General features: G+C 57.9%; 19 protein-coding genes. 9 read left to right on the forward strand and 10 right to left on the reverse strand.

The window, feature by feature from the left end; all coding sequences use genetic code 11:
• Positions 1–13: 13 nt before the first annotated feature.
• Positions 14–391 (reverse strand): VOC family protein, encoded by a 378-nt coding sequence (locus O2N63_RS02220; protein WP_271052475.1) that lies wholly within the window; start codon positions 389–391, stop codon positions 14–16.
• 82 nt (positions 392–473) lie between these two features.
• On the opposite strand from O2N63_RS02220, the gene soxR reads away from it, so the two are divergent.
• Both soxR and O2N63_RS02230 read left to right on the forward strand, forming a co-directional pair.
• On the forward strand, positions 474–938 hold the full coding sequence (gene soxR / locus O2N63_RS02225; RefSeq protein ID WP_271052476.1) for a redox-sensitive transcriptional activator SoxR: 465 nt from the start codon (positions 474–476) through the stop codon (positions 936–938).
• Positions 939–1,020: 82 nt separating this feature from the next.
• Positions 1,021–1,731, forward strand: coding sequence for a VIT1/CCC1 transporter family protein (locus O2N63_RS02230; RefSeq protein WP_271052477.1), 711 nt, complete (start codon positions 1,021–1,023; stop codon positions 1,729–1,731).
• Between the two features lie 128 nt (positions 1,732–1,859).
• On the opposite strand, the gene O2N63_RS02235 is transcribed toward O2N63_RS02230, so the two are convergent.
• From O2N63_RS02235 to O2N63_RS02250, 4 genes are all read right to left on the reverse strand, one after another.
• Positions 1,860–1,994, reverse strand: a complete 135-nt coding sequence (locus O2N63_RS02235) for a hypothetical protein (protein WP_271052478.1) — start codon at positions 1,992–1,994, stop codon at positions 1,860–1,862.
• Positions 1,995–2,096: 102 nt separating this feature from the next.
• Positions 2,097–2,609, reverse strand: coding sequence for a GNAT family N-acetyltransferase (locus O2N63_RS02240; protein ID WP_271052479.1), 513 nt, complete (start codon positions 2,607–2,609; stop codon positions 2,097–2,099).
• Entirely contained in the window at positions 2,606–2,941 is a 336-nt protein-coding gene (locus tag O2N63_RS02245; protein WP_271052481.1) for a cupin domain-containing protein, read from the reverse strand. Before O2N63_RS02245 ends, O2N63_RS02240 begins: the two co-directional genes overlap by 4 nt.
• A gap of 244 nt (positions 2,942–3,185) precedes the next feature.
• Positions 3,186–3,872, reverse strand: a complete 687-nt coding sequence (locus O2N63_RS02250; RefSeq protein WP_271052483.1) for a response regulator transcription factor — start codon at positions 3,870–3,872, stop codon at positions 3,186–3,188.
• A 247-nt stretch (positions 3,873–4,119) separates the two neighbouring features.
• Here O2N63_RS02250 and ribA point away from each other — a divergent pair, with 247 nt between their 5' ends.
• On the forward strand, positions 4,120–5,211 hold the full coding sequence (gene ribA, locus O2N63_RS02255; RefSeq protein ID WP_271052484.1) for a GTP cyclohydrolase II: 1,092 nt from the start codon (positions 4,120–4,122) through the stop codon (positions 5,209–5,211).
• A gap of 50 nt (positions 5,212–5,261) precedes the next feature.
• Positions 5,262–5,750 (forward strand): L,D-transpeptidase family protein, encoded by a 489-nt coding sequence (locus O2N63_RS02260; protein WP_271052804.1) that lies wholly within the window; start codon positions 5,262–5,264, stop codon positions 5,748–5,750.
• Positions 5,751–5,990: 240 nt separating this feature from the next.
• Here the strand turns inward: O2N63_RS02260 and O2N63_RS02265 are convergent, their stop codons facing one another.
• A complete protein-coding gene (locus O2N63_RS02265) occupies positions 5,991–6,644 on the reverse strand; it encodes a YggS family pyridoxal phosphate-dependent enzyme (RefSeq protein WP_271052485.1) in 654 nt (217 codons plus the stop codon).
• 104 nt (positions 6,645–6,748) lie between these two features.
• Positions 6,749–7,609: a porin gene (locus O2N63_RS02270; RefSeq protein WP_271052486.1), complete on the reverse strand. Its 861-nt coding sequence runs from the start codon at positions 7,607–7,609 to the stop codon at positions 6,749–6,751.
• Positions 7,610–7,925: 316 nt separating this feature from the next.
• On the opposite strand from O2N63_RS02270, the gene O2N63_RS02275 reads away from it, so the two are divergent.
• Complete coding sequence (locus O2N63_RS02275) at positions 7,926–8,435, forward strand: DUF3576 domain-containing protein (RefSeq protein WP_271052487.1); 510 nt, start codon at positions 7,926–7,928, stop codon at positions 8,433–8,435.
• 150 nt (positions 8,436–8,585) lie between these two features.
• On the opposite strand, the gene O2N63_RS02280 is transcribed toward O2N63_RS02275, so the two are convergent.
• The gene (locus tag O2N63_RS02280) at positions 8,586–9,839 is read right to left on the reverse strand and encodes a glycosyltransferase (protein ID WP_271052488.1); all 1,254 of its coding nucleotides are present in this window, start codon (positions 9,837–9,839) and stop codon (positions 8,586–8,588) included.
• Between the two features lie 201 nt (positions 9,840–10,040).
• Here O2N63_RS02280 and leuS point away from each other — a divergent pair, with 201 nt between their 5' ends.
• The 4 genes from leuS to O2N63_RS02300 are packed head-to-tail and all read left to right on the forward strand — an operon-like array spanning position 10,041 to position 14,698.
• Positions 10,041–12,611, forward strand: coding sequence for a leucine--tRNA ligase (gene leuS, locus O2N63_RS02285; RefSeq protein ID WP_271052489.1), 2,571 nt, complete (start codon positions 10,041–10,043; stop codon positions 12,609–12,611).
• Positions 12,598–13,092: an LPS assembly lipoprotein LptE gene (lptE, locus tag O2N63_RS02290; RefSeq protein WP_271052490.1), complete on the forward strand. Its 495-nt coding sequence runs from the start codon at positions 12,598–12,600 to the stop codon at positions 13,090–13,092. The genes leuS and lptE overlap by 14 nt, the downstream gene beginning before the upstream one ends.
• Positions 13,089–14,114, forward strand: a complete 1,026-nt coding sequence (gene holA, locus O2N63_RS02295) for a DNA polymerase III subunit delta (protein WP_271052491.1) — start codon at positions 13,089–13,091, stop codon at positions 14,112–14,114. The genes lptE and holA overlap by 4 nt, the downstream gene beginning before the upstream one ends.
• Entirely contained in the window at positions 14,111–14,698 is a 588-nt protein-coding gene (locus O2N63_RS02300) for a glutathione S-transferase family protein (RefSeq protein WP_271052492.1), read from the forward strand. The genes holA and O2N63_RS02300 overlap by 4 nt, the downstream gene beginning before the upstream one ends.
• A 117-nt stretch (positions 14,699–14,815) precedes the next feature.
• Here the strand turns inward: O2N63_RS02300 and O2N63_RS02305 are convergent, their stop codons facing one another.
• Both O2N63_RS02305 and O2N63_RS02310 read right to left on the reverse strand, forming a co-directional pair.
• On the reverse strand, positions 14,816–15,991 hold the full coding sequence (locus O2N63_RS02305) for a TIGR03862 family flavoprotein (RefSeq protein ID WP_271052493.1): 1,176 nt from the start codon (positions 15,989–15,991) through the stop codon (positions 14,816–14,818).
• Complete coding sequence (locus tag O2N63_RS02310) at positions 15,988–17,310, reverse strand: mechanosensitive ion channel family protein (RefSeq protein WP_271052494.1); 1,323 nt, start codon at positions 17,308–17,310, stop codon at positions 15,988–15,990. The genes O2N63_RS02305 and O2N63_RS02310 overlap by 4 nt, the downstream gene beginning before the upstream one ends.
• Positions 17,311–17,346: the final 36 nt, after the last annotated feature.

The following is a 17,346-nucleotide window of genomic DNA, read 5'->3' on the forward strand; positions in this document are numbered from 1 at the left end:
CGCCCCTGTTTACTCAATCATACGAGATGACTTCCCACTCCACCCCATCATGGTCATCGAAATAGAACCGCTTTCCCGGTTCGTAATCGGCGTGGTTGTGCGGGGTGAAACCGGCCGCCGCGACCCGTTTCTCAGTGGCCTCTATGTCATCCACCAGCACCCCCACATGGTTAAGCCCCGCGCGTGTGGTGTAGGAATGCTGCGGTTTATTCATATCCTGATTGGGGGTGTAGAGCGCCACATAGCTGGTCTCGTCGCCCACATGAGCCGTATATCCACCCGACATGGCGTCCCCTTCCCAACGAACTTTCCAGTCAAATACCGCGCCCAACCAGACAGCGGTGGCTTTTGGGTCGCTTACGGTGACATTCACATGTTCCAGTACTGCCATTTCGGCCTCCTTGATTTGTTGCGACTCACTTGATAATTCCTAAAGCTAACTTTAGCTCAAGTTATTTCTTCAGGAGGTCTGGATGGAACGCCGAAACGAGATTTCCATTGGCACATTGGCCAATCGCACCGGGTTGGCGGTATCCGCAATCCGATACTACGAGACGCAGGGTCTGGTGGCCCCGGAGCGCAATGCGGGCGGACAGCGGCGGTTTCTGCGCTCTGATATTCGCAGGTTGAGCTTCGTCATGATCGCGCAGAAATTTGGGTTTACACTGGACCGCATCCGCGAAGTGCTGGGGCGACTGCCGGAAAAGCGCACACCGAATGCCAATGATTGGAGCGAGATTTCAAAGGATTTCCGCGCTGAACTGGACGAACAGATCGCCGCTCTCACCCGGCTGCGCGACAAGCTTGATGGCTGCATCGGCTGCGGCTGCCTCTCGCTTGACCGCTGTGCGCTTTACAACCCGGATGATGTGGCCGCCGAAAAAGGCTCCGGACCGCGCTATCTGTTGGGGGATGAGGCGGTTCGGCCGGAAGATTGAAACAGCACTAAAGCCACTACATTGATCTGCCTTAAGGTATCCCCGCAAACGCATCTCCAGACTGAGCACACGGAGGCCCGCAATGTCCGATCATGGCCACAGCACACAAGAAATTGCCGCGCGCATTGGCGCGCCACCGGGGAAAGGTGTTCTGCGCGATGCGGTTTATGGCGCGATTGACGGGTCGGTGACGACCTTTGCCATCGTGGCAGGCGTGGCAGGCGCGGGGCTGTCCCCCTTTATCATCGTCGTTCTGGGGTTGGCCAATGTGCTGGCCGACGGGTTTTCGATGGCCGCCGCGGCCTATTCGGGCACCAAAGCGGATCAGGACAACTACCGCCGTATTCGCAAGATTGAAGAGCAGCATATTCAGTCCAACCCGCAAGGGGAATGGCGCGAAGTGCGGGAAATTCTGTCTCAGAAAGGGTTGTCTGACCGCATATTGGATGAGGCGACCGATGCAGTCACGAAAGACAAGGAACGCTGGATCAACCTGATGATGGAGGGCGAATACGGGCTTGGGGGTATTGATCCCAATCCGATGCGTGCCGCGCTGACGACGTTCCTGTCATTCCTTGTTGCCGGGATGATCCCCCTGCTGCCTTTCATTCTGAAACTCGAAGGCGCGTTCACCATTTCTGCCTGGATGACCATGGCCAGCTTCTTTGCCATCGGGGCGTTAAAAAGCCACTGGTCGCTGAGCCCATGGTGGCGATCTGCGATCGAAACATTGTTGATCGGCGGCTGCGCGGCTGGGTTGGCCTATGGTGTGGGGACACTTTTCAACATTTGAAGCCTCAAACATCTTGTATTCCACATCATCCAAACCCTCCGACCGCATGGAGGGATCTCGGTGAAGTGGCGGGCAGAGAACCGATGAAGCATGATACCTGATGCGGAGGCAGACTGGCTATTGGACGACTAGTCTGACCAGCTTGCTCTCAGGCCGAGCAGCTGGCGGATCACCACCCAGGTGATCCAAACCGCAACCCCTGCAACCAATCCATCCACCGCATAATGCCATGCCAGATGGACCGAGGCGATCCAGATGATCACCCCGTAGATTGCCGTTGCCAGACCGATCCAGAATCCAAAGTGGAAAGCAGCAAGACCTGTTCGGCACTGTCAATTCTCAAGGTCATTGACTGGCCCAACGCGTTATCTTAACTCCAACTTCATATGAAGGACCCGTTCATCATCGCCGCCAAAGGCCTCGGGGTCGGTGAAATATTCAAAGTCCAGGCTTTCATAAAGCGGCAGAGCCTCAACGTGGCGATACAGCGCATCAAGCCACACGGCCCCGAGTCCCTGCCGACGGGCTTCATCCACCAGTGCCTGCCCCAGCTTGCGACCAATCCCATGACCCCGCGCGGCATCCCGCACATACATGCGGTTCATCTCGGCATCATTTTCGCCATGAGGTTTCATCATCACAAGCCCAACTGGCTGATCATTAAGTCGCGCCAGAAAACACTCGCCATGTGGCGGAAGAAAGAACCGCTCAAACGCCGCAAGTTCGCCCGCAACATCCTGTTCGACAAGGTAATTGTCGATCGTTTCAAGCATCTCGGGATAGCGGACACGCAGAAAGTCGAAGAACTCCCACACCAAGGTACGGACATCATCGATGTCTTCGGACGAGCGGACGGGTGACACCTGTACAGACATCATCCTTTGACCGGATAGCGGTCTGGTTCTTCGAAGACGTCAATGACCCGGCTGCCAGCTTTGATCTTGCCACCATGCTCAACCCCGGATGGGATCGAATAGCTGTCCCCAGGGCCATAGACACGCGTTTCCCCGCCAATTGTCTGCTCTACCTCGCCTTCGAGCACAGTGCCCCATTGGGCTTTGTGTGAATGGAGCGGTAGCACGAAATCTTGCGGAAATGAGAAGAACACCACCAACCCCGCGTCAGACCGGATTGCCTTTGTCTGCACTTCTTCTTCGGGGAAGGGCACATCAAGCGCAGGGAAGTTTTCAATAAAGTCAGGAAAATCCATGGAATGAGGACCTTTCGATTTGATCAATATGACATGTCAGAATTCAGATATACCAGCTTCGTTTCTCGAAATATGGGCTTCTAAACTAACATAGTTACCGGCAAATACCTAACGTCGACAGGATGCATCCATCGACAAAAAAAGCCCGGGCATGAAAGCCCGGGCCAGTCTGACAGGGAGGATGTGCCATAACCCTGGCACGTGGGATTTCTTGCGCCTGATCCCCGGCGCTAAAGGTCTTTGGTCAACCGTTCAGGCGATAGCCGCCGCTCTCGGTCACCAGAATGCGCGCATTTGAGGGATCAGGTTCGATCTTCTGGCGCAGACGGTAGATATGTGTCTCCAGCGTGTGGGTGGTCACACCCGCATTGTAGCCCCAGACTTCGTGCAACAGCACATCCCGGGCCACCACTCCATCTGTGGCGCGATAGAGAAATTTCAAGATGTTCGTTTCTTTTTCCGTCAAACGGATCTTGCGGTCATCCTCGGTGATCAGCATTTTCATCGCCGGTTTGAACGTATACGGCCCAAGCTGGAACACCGCATCTTCGGATTGTTCATGCTGGCGCAGCTGGGCGCGAATGCGTGCCAAAAGCACAGGGAATTTGAACGGCTTGGTCACGTAATCATTGGCGCCCGCATCCAGCCCAAGAATGGTGTCAGAATCGGTGTCATGGCCGGTCAGCATCACCACAGGGCATTTCACGCCCTGTTTGCGCATCACACGGCACAGCTCACGCCCATCGGTGTCTGGCAGGCCCACGTCCAGAATCACCAGATCGTAAATCGCTTCTTTCGACTTTACGATCGCCTCGGCGCCATTTCCGGCCTCAAACACGTCGAACTCTTCGGTCATCAGAAGCTGCTCGGCCAATGCCTCACGCAGATCTTCATCGTCATCCACCAACAGGATCTTCTTCAAATTCGACATTTATCTCTCCCTTCCTATAAGCGGATCGGTGTGGCGATCACTTCCCGTTTTTCAAGACATGTGGCGGGGACAGCACTTTGACAAGCTTTGCAACAATCCCCTCACGTCCTCGTGTGCTTATGCTCAGCAAATTGTGGGAATTGTTTCAGAATTTTACCAGAATTGCCGTGAACATCCCCAATCTCACCGTCCTTTTCCATTCCCCTTGCCGGTCAGGCACACTAGATATGAGAGCAAGGAGAGCACCATGACCCGATTTGCGGACCTGATCCCGGATCTGAATGAACTGATTGCCCGCGCCCGTGCCGATTTGCGCATGGGAGTGCCGGTGGTGCTGGTCCGGAACGGGCGTGCCGTGATCGCAGCTGCAGTGGAAACGCTGACAGCTGCGCGGTTGCGTGAACTCCGGGGGTTGGGGGATCCGGTGCTTGCGATCACCACCCGCCGGGCGGAGACACTCAAGGCCCGCGCCTATTCCGACAAAGTAGCCCGCGTGATCCTGCCGGATGACGCCGACACGCGCTGGATTGCGGCGATTGCTGATCCGGCGGACGATCTGACCCACCCGATGAAAGGGCCACTTTCCACCTGCCGCGGCGGTGAAGACGCGCTTGAGGCACAGGCTGTGGCACTCACCAAATCCGCCCAGCTTCTGCCCGCTGTGTTGGTGGTTGAAATCGAGAATGCCGAGGAACTTGCACGTACCCACCTGCTCACCGTGCTGCACCTGACCGATGACCATGTGGCCGCGCTGAACCTTGTGCCCATTGTGCATGCCCGTCTGCCCATGGCTGCATCCGAAGCCGGACGCCTGCACATTTTCCGACCGGCTGACGGGCGCGAGGAACATTACGCAATTGAGGTCGGCCGCCCACCGCGTGACAAACCCGTGCTCGCCCGCCTGCATTCCGCCTGCTTCACCGGCGACGTGTTGGGCAGCCTGAAATGTGACTGTGGTCCACAGCTCAATACTGCACTGCGCAGAATGGGAGAGGCCGGGGCCGGTGTGCTGCTTTATCTCAATCAGGAAGGGCGCGGCATTGGTCTGGCCAACAAGATGCGCGCCTATTCCCTTCAGGATCAGGGTTTCGATACGGTCGAGGCCAACCACCGTCTGGGGTTTGAAGATGACGAGCGAAATTTCGGCATCGGGTCCGAGATCCTCAAGACCATGGGCTTTTCGGCTGTGCGCCTGATGACCAACAACCCGCGCAAAGTGGAGATGATGCAGGCCACCGGCATTGATGTGGTGGAACGCGTCCCCCTGAAAGTCGGAGAAGGGGCGCACAATACCGAATATCTGGCCACCAAGGCGCGGAAATCGGGGCATCTGCTGTGACGCTTCTGCGCCGCGCCATTCCACACCGATCCGTTCCACACCGTCACGACATGATCGTGACCCGCTGGGGTGCACGTTTCATGGGGCGGCAGATCCCATGTGCCATTGGGCGTGGCGGGATGACGGATGACAAACGCGAAGGCGATGGCGCCACACCGCGCGGGGTCTGGCTGCTTGCGGCGGGCATGTATCGCGCCGACCGCAGGACTGCCCCGGCCTCTGCCCTGCCTCTCCGCCCGATCGGTCCTCAGGATCGATGGTCAGATGACATTGAAGATCCCAACTATAACCATCTGGTCCGCGCGCACCGTTATGCGCCCAGTCACGAGAACCTGCGGATGGGGCCACCGCTGTATGATCTGTTGCTGATTTCTGATTGGAATTGGCCAGTCGCCAAACCGGGCAAAGGCTCTGCCCTATTTGTGCATAACTGGCGCCGCCCCAGATATCCCACCGCGGGCTGCATTGCCTTCGCGCCACGCGATCTCACCTGGATCCTCACCCAATGGCAGATAGACAGCCGAATCCACGTGCGCTGATCCTTATTTTCTGGTCATAAATATCCCCGCCGGAGGCACAGGCTCACGCAGTGAGCCTCGCCCAAGTCGGTCGACCAGAGGGAGAAAAGGTGCGGGAGTACATCCGGTATCGAGGGCACCCTCGCTTACGCTCTGGGCGCGCTGCCGGTGGCTCACTTCGTGAGCCTGTTAGGGGCGTTGCACCTCGCGCTACGCGCTCACCCCAGGATATTTGAACCCAGGAAAGGAGGGGGTTGGGTGTCACCCGTAGTCGCGTGCTCCAAAGATGGCGGAGCCAACGCGGACATAGGTCGCCCCTTGGCCAATCGCACGCTCGAAATCGCTGCTCATACCCATCGACAATTCGGGGAGGTTGTTGCGCTTGGCGATTTTGGCGAGCAGGGCGAAATGCAAACTGGGTTCTTCATCCGCAGGCGGGATACACATGAGCCCCTCGATGGGCAGGCTGAGCGCGCGACATTCGGCGATGAACGCATCCGCGTCCGCGGGCAGCACCCCGGCTTTTTGTTCTTCTTCGCCGGTGTTCACCTGAATCATCAGCCGCGGGCAATGCCCCTCTTCGTTGGCAATGCGGGCAATGGCTTTGGCGAGTTTCGGGCGATCAACGGAATGAATCACGTCAAACAGACCCATGGCCTGTCGGGTCTTGTTGGTTTGCAATGGGCCGATCAGGTGCAGTTCCACCCCATCAAACTGCGCTTTCAGGTCTGGCCATTTGCCCACTGCTTCCTGAACCTTGTTCTCACCAAAGATCCGGTGACCTTCTTCAAGAACCGCGATCACACGATCAAGCGGCTGGACCTTTGATACGGCGATGAGCTTGGTTGAACCGGGAGCACGACCCAGACGGGTCTCTTCCTTGGTGATACGGGCCTGAATGTCGGCAAGGGGCATGGGGCACCTCTCAAAGGGTCTTGATGCGAATCTGTCCAACCAGATGTCCCAAAAGAAAAGAGCGGGCACAAGGCCCGCTCTTCCCTCGTAATAATCCGGATGGATTAGAACGACATGGTGATGCCGAGATCAGCAACGGTGTTACCAGCAACTTCGCCGATAGCGCCTTTAACTGCAGCGCCGCCGCCCAGGTCGTAAGCAACGCCGATGCCGTAGCCTTCAGTAGTGGTGGTCACTGCTGCGGTGGTCGACTCGGTTTGCGAGTAAGCAGCGGTCACGGTGGTTGCACCCATGGTGTAACCGGCGGTGATGCCGAATGCGGTTACATCGGTAGCAACGGTGCCGGTGGTGGTCGAGTACAGAGCTGCGAGAGCTACGTCACCAACATTGGCGTTACCTTGAACGTGGATGGCGTTGATGCCAGCGGCTTCGTCGTATGCAACTGCGATCGAGTAGTCACCCATCGCGTATTTTGCACCAACAGCGAAGTCGTCGCTGTGAGCAAGTGTGTTCGAGGTCGACAGGCCAGCCGAAGCTGCAACCGAGAAGTCACCAAACGAGCCGGTGTACAGCAGCGAAGCAGCCGAGTCGCCGCGCAGGGTTTCAGCAATGTTGTCGGTGCCGATGCCGTCGAAGCCCAGGTCGCCCAGACCGGTTACAGCTTCTACAGCGTTGTCAACGTTACCAGCCGACAGTTTGCCGAAGCCGCCTTCGATGTACACAACAACGTCACCAACGCCACCAGCGGTGATGGTCATGTCTGCGCCGAAGCCCAGGCCGCCATCGGTTTCACCGGTCATGGCAACGGTCAGGGTGATTTCGTTGTGCAGGATCAGGTCTTCAGCATTAGCAACGTTGTCGTTGTATTTCAGACCCATGTTTGCGCCACCCGACAGGTTTACGTCAGCAGCAGCGATACCAGCCGAAGCAACCAGTGCGGTCGAAGCGAAGAGAACTTTTTTCATTTCGTTTTCCCTCATGAATTTTAAGAGTTCACCTCAAGTCGGGGAATCCGAATTGAGTATGGGGGTGTTTTTCCTCTTCCCGCCGCTGTTTGCAAGCGCAGTGAGGCCCTGAAATTAGTTTGTGGAGGATATTGGTGCTTCTTTGCCACAGTTTGTTCACGCACCCGGCGGGGAGTCTGAAACAAAGCGAAATATTGCAACTTTCGCGCGCGATTTTCCGCTTGCCCATCGTTTTGCTCTTGCAGGGAAAATACTTGCCCGCGTTGGGGGGCTTATATACTAACAAAGTGATTTAGAAAAAATGGGGCGTTACTTGATGGGCAGTTTGCGAAAATCAACTCTTGGCCTTTTGATGATTGCAGGTGTTGCCCTGTCGGCCTGTGGTGGTGGCTCAATTGGTTCGGGAAACCTGTTTGGTGGGTCGAAAAGCAATGACACACAGCAATCTGGTGTAAGGCACACCCCCGCAGCGGAAGAACAGCGCGAAACGATCTGGGATCTGTTTGCGAATGTGGATGATCCCAACACCACTGTGGAAGTAAACAAGTACATCTGGAACGCTGCGTTGGATGTTCTGGATTTCATGCCGGTTAAAGCGGCTGACCCTTTCACCGGTATAATTGTCTTTGACTATGGTCGCCCGCCTGGCAGCGGCGCGAGCTACAAGGCTACGGTTTATGTTAAAGACCCGGCGCTGGATGCGCGATCGCTGACGGTTGCGCTTTACACCCGGTCAGGTCCGGCCAGCGCAAGCGCCGTGCGTCAGATCGAAGATGCGATTCTGACACGGGCCCGCCAGTTGCGGATCGGCGACGGCAAGCTCTGAGAAACGCGAAGATCCGTTTTGAAAGCGCGTCCCATCCGGGGCGCGTTTTTTATTTGACCGCGGCAAGGGCTCTGCCCCTCAGCACTGCGGGCCTCACCCCGAGGTATTTCTGGCAAGAAAAAGACCAAGGGGTAACACGTGATGGCGGGGCTAGCGCGCAACATGCCTGGGTGGAGAGGGCGGTAAATCGTGCAGGGATTGCACCCAGTCGACAAGGCGCGGTTTACATATGGTTTGCAGGTCGTAGTTCTGAATGACATGTGCACGAGCTGCAGCGCCAAGGCGTTGACGTTCTTCCGGGTCATTCAGAAGGGCCACGACATTGTCCGTCAGCGCCTCGGGATCATGGAAATCAAACAGGCGCGCGGCTTGGCCATCGGTCAGCACTTCTTCCACCGGATCTGTTCGGCTGGCGACAATGGCGGCCTCGCAGGACATCGCTTCGAGCAGGGACCAGCTGAGTACAAAGGGATAGGTCAGATAGACATGCACCCGGCTGACCTGCAGCATTTTGGTGAATTGGTCATAGGGAATGCGACCAAGGAAATGCACCCGCGCCCAATCCTGATCTGGGATCTGATCGCGCACCTCATCTATATAGATCTGTTTCCAGCTCTGCCCCTTGGGCGGCGGCGCGCCGTAAGATGTTTCGTCCCCACCGGTGATCAAAACCTGCGCATTAGGTCGTTCGCGCAGAAGGCGCGGCAGGGCGCGCATAAAGATGTGATAGCCGCGATAGGGTTCGAGGTTGCGATTGACGAAGGTGATCACCTCGTCATTGCGGGTGAGTGTGGGCACGCCTTCGGCTTCGAACAGGACATTTTCGTTCCGTAAGAGCAAGTCTGTGCGAATCCCGTCGTGAACCACGCTGATCTTGTCGTGGAAGGCATCGGGGAAACTATCGGCCTGAAACCGGGTGGGCGACAGGCCCGCGTCGCCGATGGCGAAATGTAGGTGATTGGTGATGTTTTTCATGCGAAGGCGCAGGATATCTTCCGGCGTCACCTCCCCTTCAAATGCCGCTTGCTCCGGGCCATTGTAGAACTCGCAAAAAAGCCCAAGCCGCGCATTTGGCCAGACATCCTTCACAAACAGCGATTCCCCCCAACCGGGATGGGCGACAATCACATCCGGGGTAAACCCCTGATCCCGCAACGCGCAGGCGGCTTTGAAAAAGGAATGCGCCCGGATCAGGTGCGTGTTGGTGTTGGTCAGCCATGGATGCGGATGGGTCGCGTCTTTTGGAATGTCGAGCGTATAGGGCAGCACCTTCACCCCGTTCCATAAGGTCGGTTCCTTCACCCGAAGCGTGAGCGCCACACATTCATGCCCCTGCGCCGCCAGTTCGGGGGCGAGATGCAGGAATTGCCCAGGGAAATTCTGATGGATGAAGAGAAGCTTCATGATGCCTGCCGATGAATAACACGTCTGCCAATATGAGATCACCCTAGCCCGTGACGGTTAATCAGGGAACAACATCCCTGCCGGAAAGCGGATTTTCCGTGCGCAACCCCTCTGGATATGGGCAAGAAGGCTGGACGCCGCAGCCCGCGCCCCTTATCACCGGTGCGAATTTGCGCGAAATGAATGCGAAAGGTCATCTGGATGAGCCGCTATACCGCCGCCGACATCGAACCGAAATGGCAAACGGCCTGGGACGAAGCCGGGATTTTCACCGCCCAGCGGGATCCGAACCGTCCGAAATATTACGTGCTTGAGATGTTCCCCTACCCCAGCGGTCGCATCCATATGGGTCACGTGCGCAACTACACCATGGGTGACGTGATCGCGCGGTACAAATCGAGCTGCGGTTTCTCGGTGCTGCACCCGATGGGCTGGGATGCGTTTGGCATGCCGGCTGAAAACGCGGCGATGGCGCAGGGTGGCCACCCCGGCACCTGGACCTATGACAATATCAAGACCATGAAAGGCCAGATGCGCCCGCTGGGCCTGTCGATCGACTGGTCGCGCGAATTTGCCACCTGTGATCCGGAGTATTACGGCCAGCAGCAGGCAATGTTCATCGACTTCATGGAGCGTGGTCTTGTTTACCGCAAGAACGCCACCGTGAACTGGGACCCGGTCGACATGACCGTTCTGGCCAACGAGCAGGTGATTGACGGCTGCGGCTGGCGTTCAGGTGCGCCGGTGGAACGTCGTGACCTGACGCAATGGTTCTTCAAGATCTCGGATTACTCGGGCGAACTGCTGGACGCACTGGATGGCTTGGACAACTGGCCCGAGAAGGTGCGCACGATGCAGGCCAACTGGATTGGCCGCTCGCAAGGTCTGCAATTCTCGTTCGAACGCACCGATGGCGGTGAGTCGATTGAGGTTTACACCACCCGCCCCGACACGCTGTTGGGGGCATCCTTTGTGGGCATCTCGCCCGACCACCCGATCTCCAAGGCGCTGGAAGCGGACAACCCCGAAGTTGCTGCCAAGATCGCCGAAATGCGCAAGGGTGGCACCACCGAGGAAGCCATCGAGACCGCAGAGAAGCTCGGCTATGACACCGGCATTCGGGTGAAACACCCGCTGGATCCGAACTGGGAGCTGCCGGTCTGGATCGCCAACTTCATCCTGATGGATTACGGGACCGGCGCGATCTTCGCCTGCCCGGCGCATGACCAGCGCGACCTTGATTTCTGCCGCAAATACGACCTTCCGGTGAAAGACACCTTCCTGTCTCTGGACGATCCGAAACCGGTTGAAAACGAAGCCTTTGTGCCGCCGAAAACCGAAAAGGTGAAATGGCTGGACCACTTCGCGGGGCTGGATGAAGCCACCGGCGAAGAGGCTGTTGAAGCCACGGTGAAATTCGCCGAGGACGCGGATTGGGGCACGGGCGTCGAGAAATTCCGCCTGCGCGACTGGGGCCTGTCCCGTCAACGCTACTGGGGTTGCCCGATCCCGGTGGTGCATTGCGACGATTGCGGCGTGGTGCCTGAGAAGAAAGAGAACCTGCCGGTCAAACTGCCCTTTGACGAAGGCGGCAATCCGATTGATTTCTCGATCCCCGGCAACCCGCTGGACCGCAACCCGGACTGGCGCGCCTGTGATTGCCCATCCTGTGGCAAACCGGCCCAGCGCGAGACCGACACGATGGACACCTTTGTCGATTCGAGCTGGTATTACGCGCGCTTCACCTCGCCGGGGGCGACCACGCCCACCGATGCGGAAGAGGCGGCCTATTGGATGAATGTCGACCAGTATATCGGCGGCATTGAACACGCGATCCTTCACCTGCTCTATTCACGCTTCTTCGCCCGCGCGATGAACATCTGTGGCCATCTTCCCGAGAAGGCGCGCGAGCCGTTTAATGCACTGTTCACGCAAGGCATGGTGACCCACGCGATCTATAAGAACGCCGAGCGCACCGACGAAAACGGTCGCGCGATCTACCACTACCCCGAGGATGTGGAAGAGCGTGACGGGGTGATGGTGGTGAAAGAGACCGGCGAGAAGGTCAAGGTGATCCCCTCGGCCAAGATGTCGAAGTCGAAAAACAACGTGGTCGACCCGGTGAACATCATCGACGCCTTTGGCGCTGACACCGCGCGCTGGTTTGTTCTGAGCGATTCGCCCCCCGAACGTGACGTGGAATGGACTGCCTCCGGTGCAGAAGCCGCCGCCAAGCACCTGAGCCGCGTTTATGCCACAGCCGCCAAGATTGCCGAGATGGATGATGCAGACGGGAACGACGAAGACCTGATCCGCGCCACGCACAAGGCCATCCATGACGTGACCATGGGCATTGAAAGCTTCGGCTTCAACGCGGCCATCGCCAAGCTCTACGCTTTCCAGAACGCCATTTCGAAGTCAAAAGCGGGCGGGAAAGCGCAGAAAGAGGCCATGCGTGTGATGGCGCAACTGATGTCACCGATGACCCCGCACCTCTCGGAAGAGATCTGGTCGATGCTGGGCGGTGCTGGTCTGGTGGCACAAGCCGATTGGCCCAAAGCGGATGAGGCGATGCTGGCCGAAGACAGCGTGACCCTGCCAATCCAGATCAACGGCAAACGCCGTGCGGAAATCAGCGTGCCGAAAGATATGGACAAAGCCGAGGTTGAAAAACTTGCGCTGGCCGAGGATGCTGTGATCAGGGCGCTGGATGGCAAAGCGCCGAAAAAGGTCATTGTTGTTCCGGGACGTATCGTAAATGTGGTTGTCTGATCGCCGCTCATTTCTTGCACTTCTGCTCGCAGGCGGGCTTTCTGCCTGCGGCTTCACGCCGGTCTATGCGCCGGGCGGCAGTGGCGAGGGGCTGCAAGGCTCGGTCACCATTGCCGAACCTGACACGCGCGAAGGGTTTGAGCTGGTCAAAGCGCTTGAGGCGCGGCTGGGGCGCAATCTTTCCGCCCGATACGATCTGAATTATACAATCACCACCCGCACGCAGGGTCTTGGTGTGACGGCCGCACAGGAAATCACCCGCACGCAGGTGATGGGTGAAGTGGGTTACGAGGTGGTAGAACGCGACACCGATCAAGTCGTGCACAAGGGCACCGTGTCAAACTTCACCTCATACTCCTCGGAAGGGTCCACCGTATCGACCGCCGCCGTGGAACGTGACGCCTATCGCCGCCTTATGGTGTCGATGGCCGACCTGATCACCACCCGCTTGATGGCAACCTATTCGGGCTGGGGGTCATGAAACTCAGCACCCGCGACGCGGCGCGCTATTTTGCCAAACCGGAACCGCAGCGCACGGGCGTGCTGATTTTCGGCACCGACCCAATGCGCGTGGCACTGAAACGGCAAGAGTTGATTGCCGCCCTCATTGGCCCGCAGGGCGAAGAGGAAATGCGCCTGACCCGCATTCCAGCGAGTGAGCTGCGCAAGGATCCCGCAATGCTGTCGGACGCGATTAAAGCGCAGAGCTTTTTCCCCGGCCCCCGCGTGGCTTTTGTCGAAGACGCCACCGAACTGGTGGGCGATATCGTCACCAAGGCGCTTGAGGACTGGCAAGAGGGTGACGCGCAGGTGGTGATCACCGCTGGTTCGCTGAAGCCCAAGGGCAAGCTGCGTAAACTCTTTGAAACCCACCCCAATGCTTATGCCGCCGGGATCTATGACGACCCGCCCACGCGAGAAGAAATCGAAGCCGACTTCAAACGGGCCGGTCTGGGCGAGGTGGACCGCGAAGCAATGAATGACCTGATGGGTCTGTCGCGCGATCTGGATCCGGGGGACTTCCGCCAGACCATCGAAAAGCTCGCGCTTTACAAGCTGTCCGATCCAACACCAGTCATCCCGGACGATGTGCTCGCTGTGGCACCGGCATCAACCGAGGCAGAGCTGGATACGCTCCTGCATATCGTTGCCGAAGGGCGCAGCAATGAAATCGGCCCGGTCCTGTCGAAACTGCAGGCACAAGGCACGCAGGCCGTGGCGCTTTGCATCGGCGCCACCCGCCATTTCCGCGCACTTCACGCCGCAAGCTCAGACCCCAACGGCCCCGGCCAAGGCATCAACCGCCTGCGCCCGCCGGTGCATTTCAAAAATCGCGACCGGATGGTGCGTCAAGCCCAGAACTGGGGCACATATCGCCTTGAAAAAGCACTGGAAACCCTGATCGAAACCGACCTCACTTTGAGATCTGCACAAAAAGCACCACAATTGGCGCTGATGGAGCGGACCCTGATCCGCCTTGCTATGCTGGGAGGCAAACGATGAGTGTCACCGTGATCGGCCCGGTTCCCTCACGCACATTCCGCGTACTTTGGGCGCTTGAGGAATTGGGGTTGGAGTACACCCATCACCCGCATATGCCACAGTCGGATGATGTGCGCACCCATAACCCTGCTGGCAAGGTGCCAGTGCTGATCGAAGACGGGGTCACACTCACCGATTCGACCGCGATCCTCACCTATCTGGCGGACAAACACGGCCGCCTGACATATCCCGCTGGCACCATTGAACGCGCCCATCAGGACGGGTTCACCGGCTTCCTGCTCGACGAGTTCGATGCCTGTCTCTGGACCGCCGCGCGCCACAGTTTCATCCTGCCGGAGGAACGCCGTGTGCCAGAGGTGAAAGACACCTTGAAATGGGAGCTTGCCCGTTCGGTTGATGAGCTCATGCGCCGTAAACGCCCCGGTCCCTTCTTGATGGGCGAGAATATGACCATCGCCGATATCATCGCAGGTCATTGCGGCACTTGGGCAGAGAACGCCCGGTTTGACGTGCAGAACGAAGAGTTTCGGACCTATCTGAAATCGCTCACAACCCGCGACGCCTATAAACGCGCACGCCAGTGATGTCAGAGAACTCAAAAGCCCTCTGCGTAGGTCCTTTCAACGATTAAAGACAACGCTCTTTTTTCTTGCCAAAAATACCTCGGGGTGGGCGAGCTTGCCTCGCGAGGGGCAGAGCCCCTACCCTTCGAGAAACCGCACCGCCGCACGACCCGCATGGCGCCCAGTGGCAAAACAGGCCGTGAGCAGATACCCCCCCGTGGGCGCATCCCAATCCAACATCTCACCACAGGCAAACACGCCGGGCAGCGTGCGGATCATCAGCCCGCCGTCCAGATCGTCAAACCGCAGCCCTCCGGCCACGGAAATTGCTTCATCAATTGGCCGCAGCCCATCATGACGGATTGGCAACGCCTTGATGACGGCGGCCAGCGCCTGTGAATCCTGCGGCAGGGGCCGGGCAAATTCCTGCAACAGCGCGATTTGCGCCGGGCCGAGTTTCAATTGTTTGCGCAGGTGATTGGCCAACGATGTCTTGCCGCGCGATTTACTCAGGCGTGCCGCCACATCAACCACATCGCGGTCCGGCACGAGATCAACACACAGCTCGGCCCCGTCCCGAACTGGTTTCGACATCGCATAGATCGCACTGCCCTCCAGCCCGCGTTGTGAGATCACAAATTCACCCCGGACTGAGTGTGCCCCGGCGGTCAGGCGCGCGGGTTTGATCGGGCTGCCGAAATGCCGTTCCATATGCGTCGACCAATTGACCAAAAGCCCGGCATTGCTGGCTTGAAACGGAGCGATATCCACGCTTTTTTCTGCCAGCCACGGTACCCAGGCGGCATCTGATCCGAGCCGCGCCCAGCTGGCTCCGCCAAGCGCAAGAATGGTCACATCGGGCGTCTCAAACTTACGTCCGTCCGGTGTATCAAAGATCAAACGATCCCCATCCCAGCCAGCCCACCGCCAGCGAGTCTTCAAGGTCACGCCCAATTCATCCAGCTCCGCCAACCAGGCGCGCAAGAGCGGTGAGGCTTTCATCACCAAGGGAAAGACGCGGCCCGACGACCCCGTGAACACCTCCTGCCCCAGACCCCTCGTCCAGTCGGCAACCTGTTCCGGTCCGAATTCCGCGGTGATATCGCGAATACGGGGACTACCGGAATAATTGCCCAAGAACACCTCAAGAGGCTCGCCCTTGGTCAGGTTCAACCCGGACTTCCCGGCCATCAGGAATTTGCGTGCGGGTGAAGGCTTGGCCTCGGCCACGACTACCTTAATCCCTGCGCGTGCCAATTCTCCCGCAGCCATCAGCCCGGCAGGGCCGGCCCCGATGACCATTGCGGTTTTCATGCTGGCAGCGTCCCGTTCTTCATTTCGACCACGCGGTGCGGATAGGGGATTTCGATATTGTTTTCCTTAAGCGTTTTCCAGATCTGCACCATCACACGCGGGGTGAACTTGTTGCGCCCGTCATCGATGCCTTCAACCCAAAATTCGAGCGCAAAATCGATACCGCTTTCGCCAAAGGCACGCAACTCGCAATCGGGCATGTGTTCGGGGGTGTCGGTCAGCACAAAATCAAGCTCACTCACAGCTTTTTCGACCAATTCCGCCACCTCTTCCACATCGCTGTCATAGCTGACCGAAAACGGGGCCTCATAGCGGTTGGCGCTGCCTGCATCGGAGTAATTCACCACGCGGGTGGTGATGAAATGTTCATTCGGCACCACAATCCAGCGCCCATCAAAGGTTTCGAGGATCGCAGCGCGGGCGGTCATTTTCACGATGGTTCCGGCCTCGCCCCCATCCAGTTCGACGTAATCGCCAACGGTCGCCTGCCCTTCAAGCAGCAGGATCACGCCGGAGATGAAATTGGACGCAATCTGTTGCAGACCAAAGCCCAACCCCACACCAATCGCACCACCCAAGACGGCAAGCGAGGTGAGATTCACGCCCATGATGTTCATCAAGACCAGGAAAGCCGCGCCAAAGATGCCGATCTCAGCCGCTTTGGCGGCAAGTTCCCGCGTGGCGGGGCGCATATCTTCTTGTTGTTTGATCAGCTGCGCTGATTGGTCGTTGGACCAGCGGCCAAACCAGAAGATAATCCCACCCACCACGGCAAAGCGAATGGCGAAGAGCAGCGAAAAGCTCATATTGCCAAGCGGCACCACCGCATTGTCCAGCCAAGTCATCGCTGGGTCCAGCAAGCCGATCGTATAAAGGGCGGCGACTGGAATAAGGACATATTTTCCCAGCAGCTTCAGGAAGGGGTCCGCGAGGATTTCCTTGGCAAAGGCCCGCACCGCGAGGAATAAAAATACGCGCTTTCCGAATGCAATCACCGCGCCGGAGCCGAAGATCGAGCGCGTGACCGCCTCGCCAATGCCGGTAAAGGCAAAGGCCAGAAGGGGCAGCATCAATGGCAGAAACAGGAGCGAAAAATTCATGATTTTCGCGAAAATGTCACCACGGCTTTTCTTGGGAGTGAGGTATTTCTGGATCAGCGGGGTGAGCTTGCCATTGGCGTAGCGCGCCGCCAGAAAGGCCACCACAAGAAGCGCAAATTGCGACCATGCAGCAGGGGAGAGAAGCCAGCTTTGCGCCAGTTCCCAGGCCGGTTCAACATAGGACCAGATTTTTTGCACGATTTCCGGTTGCTCTTCCATCATTTACCCCTTCAGCTCATACTTGGCACAATCTGC

Origin of the sequence: Aliiroseovarius salicola, assembly GCF_027891095.1 — a bacterium.
Classification (GTDB): domain Bacteria; phylum Pseudomonadota; class Alphaproteobacteria; order Rhodobacterales; family Rhodobacteraceae; genus Aliiroseovarius; species Aliiroseovarius salicola.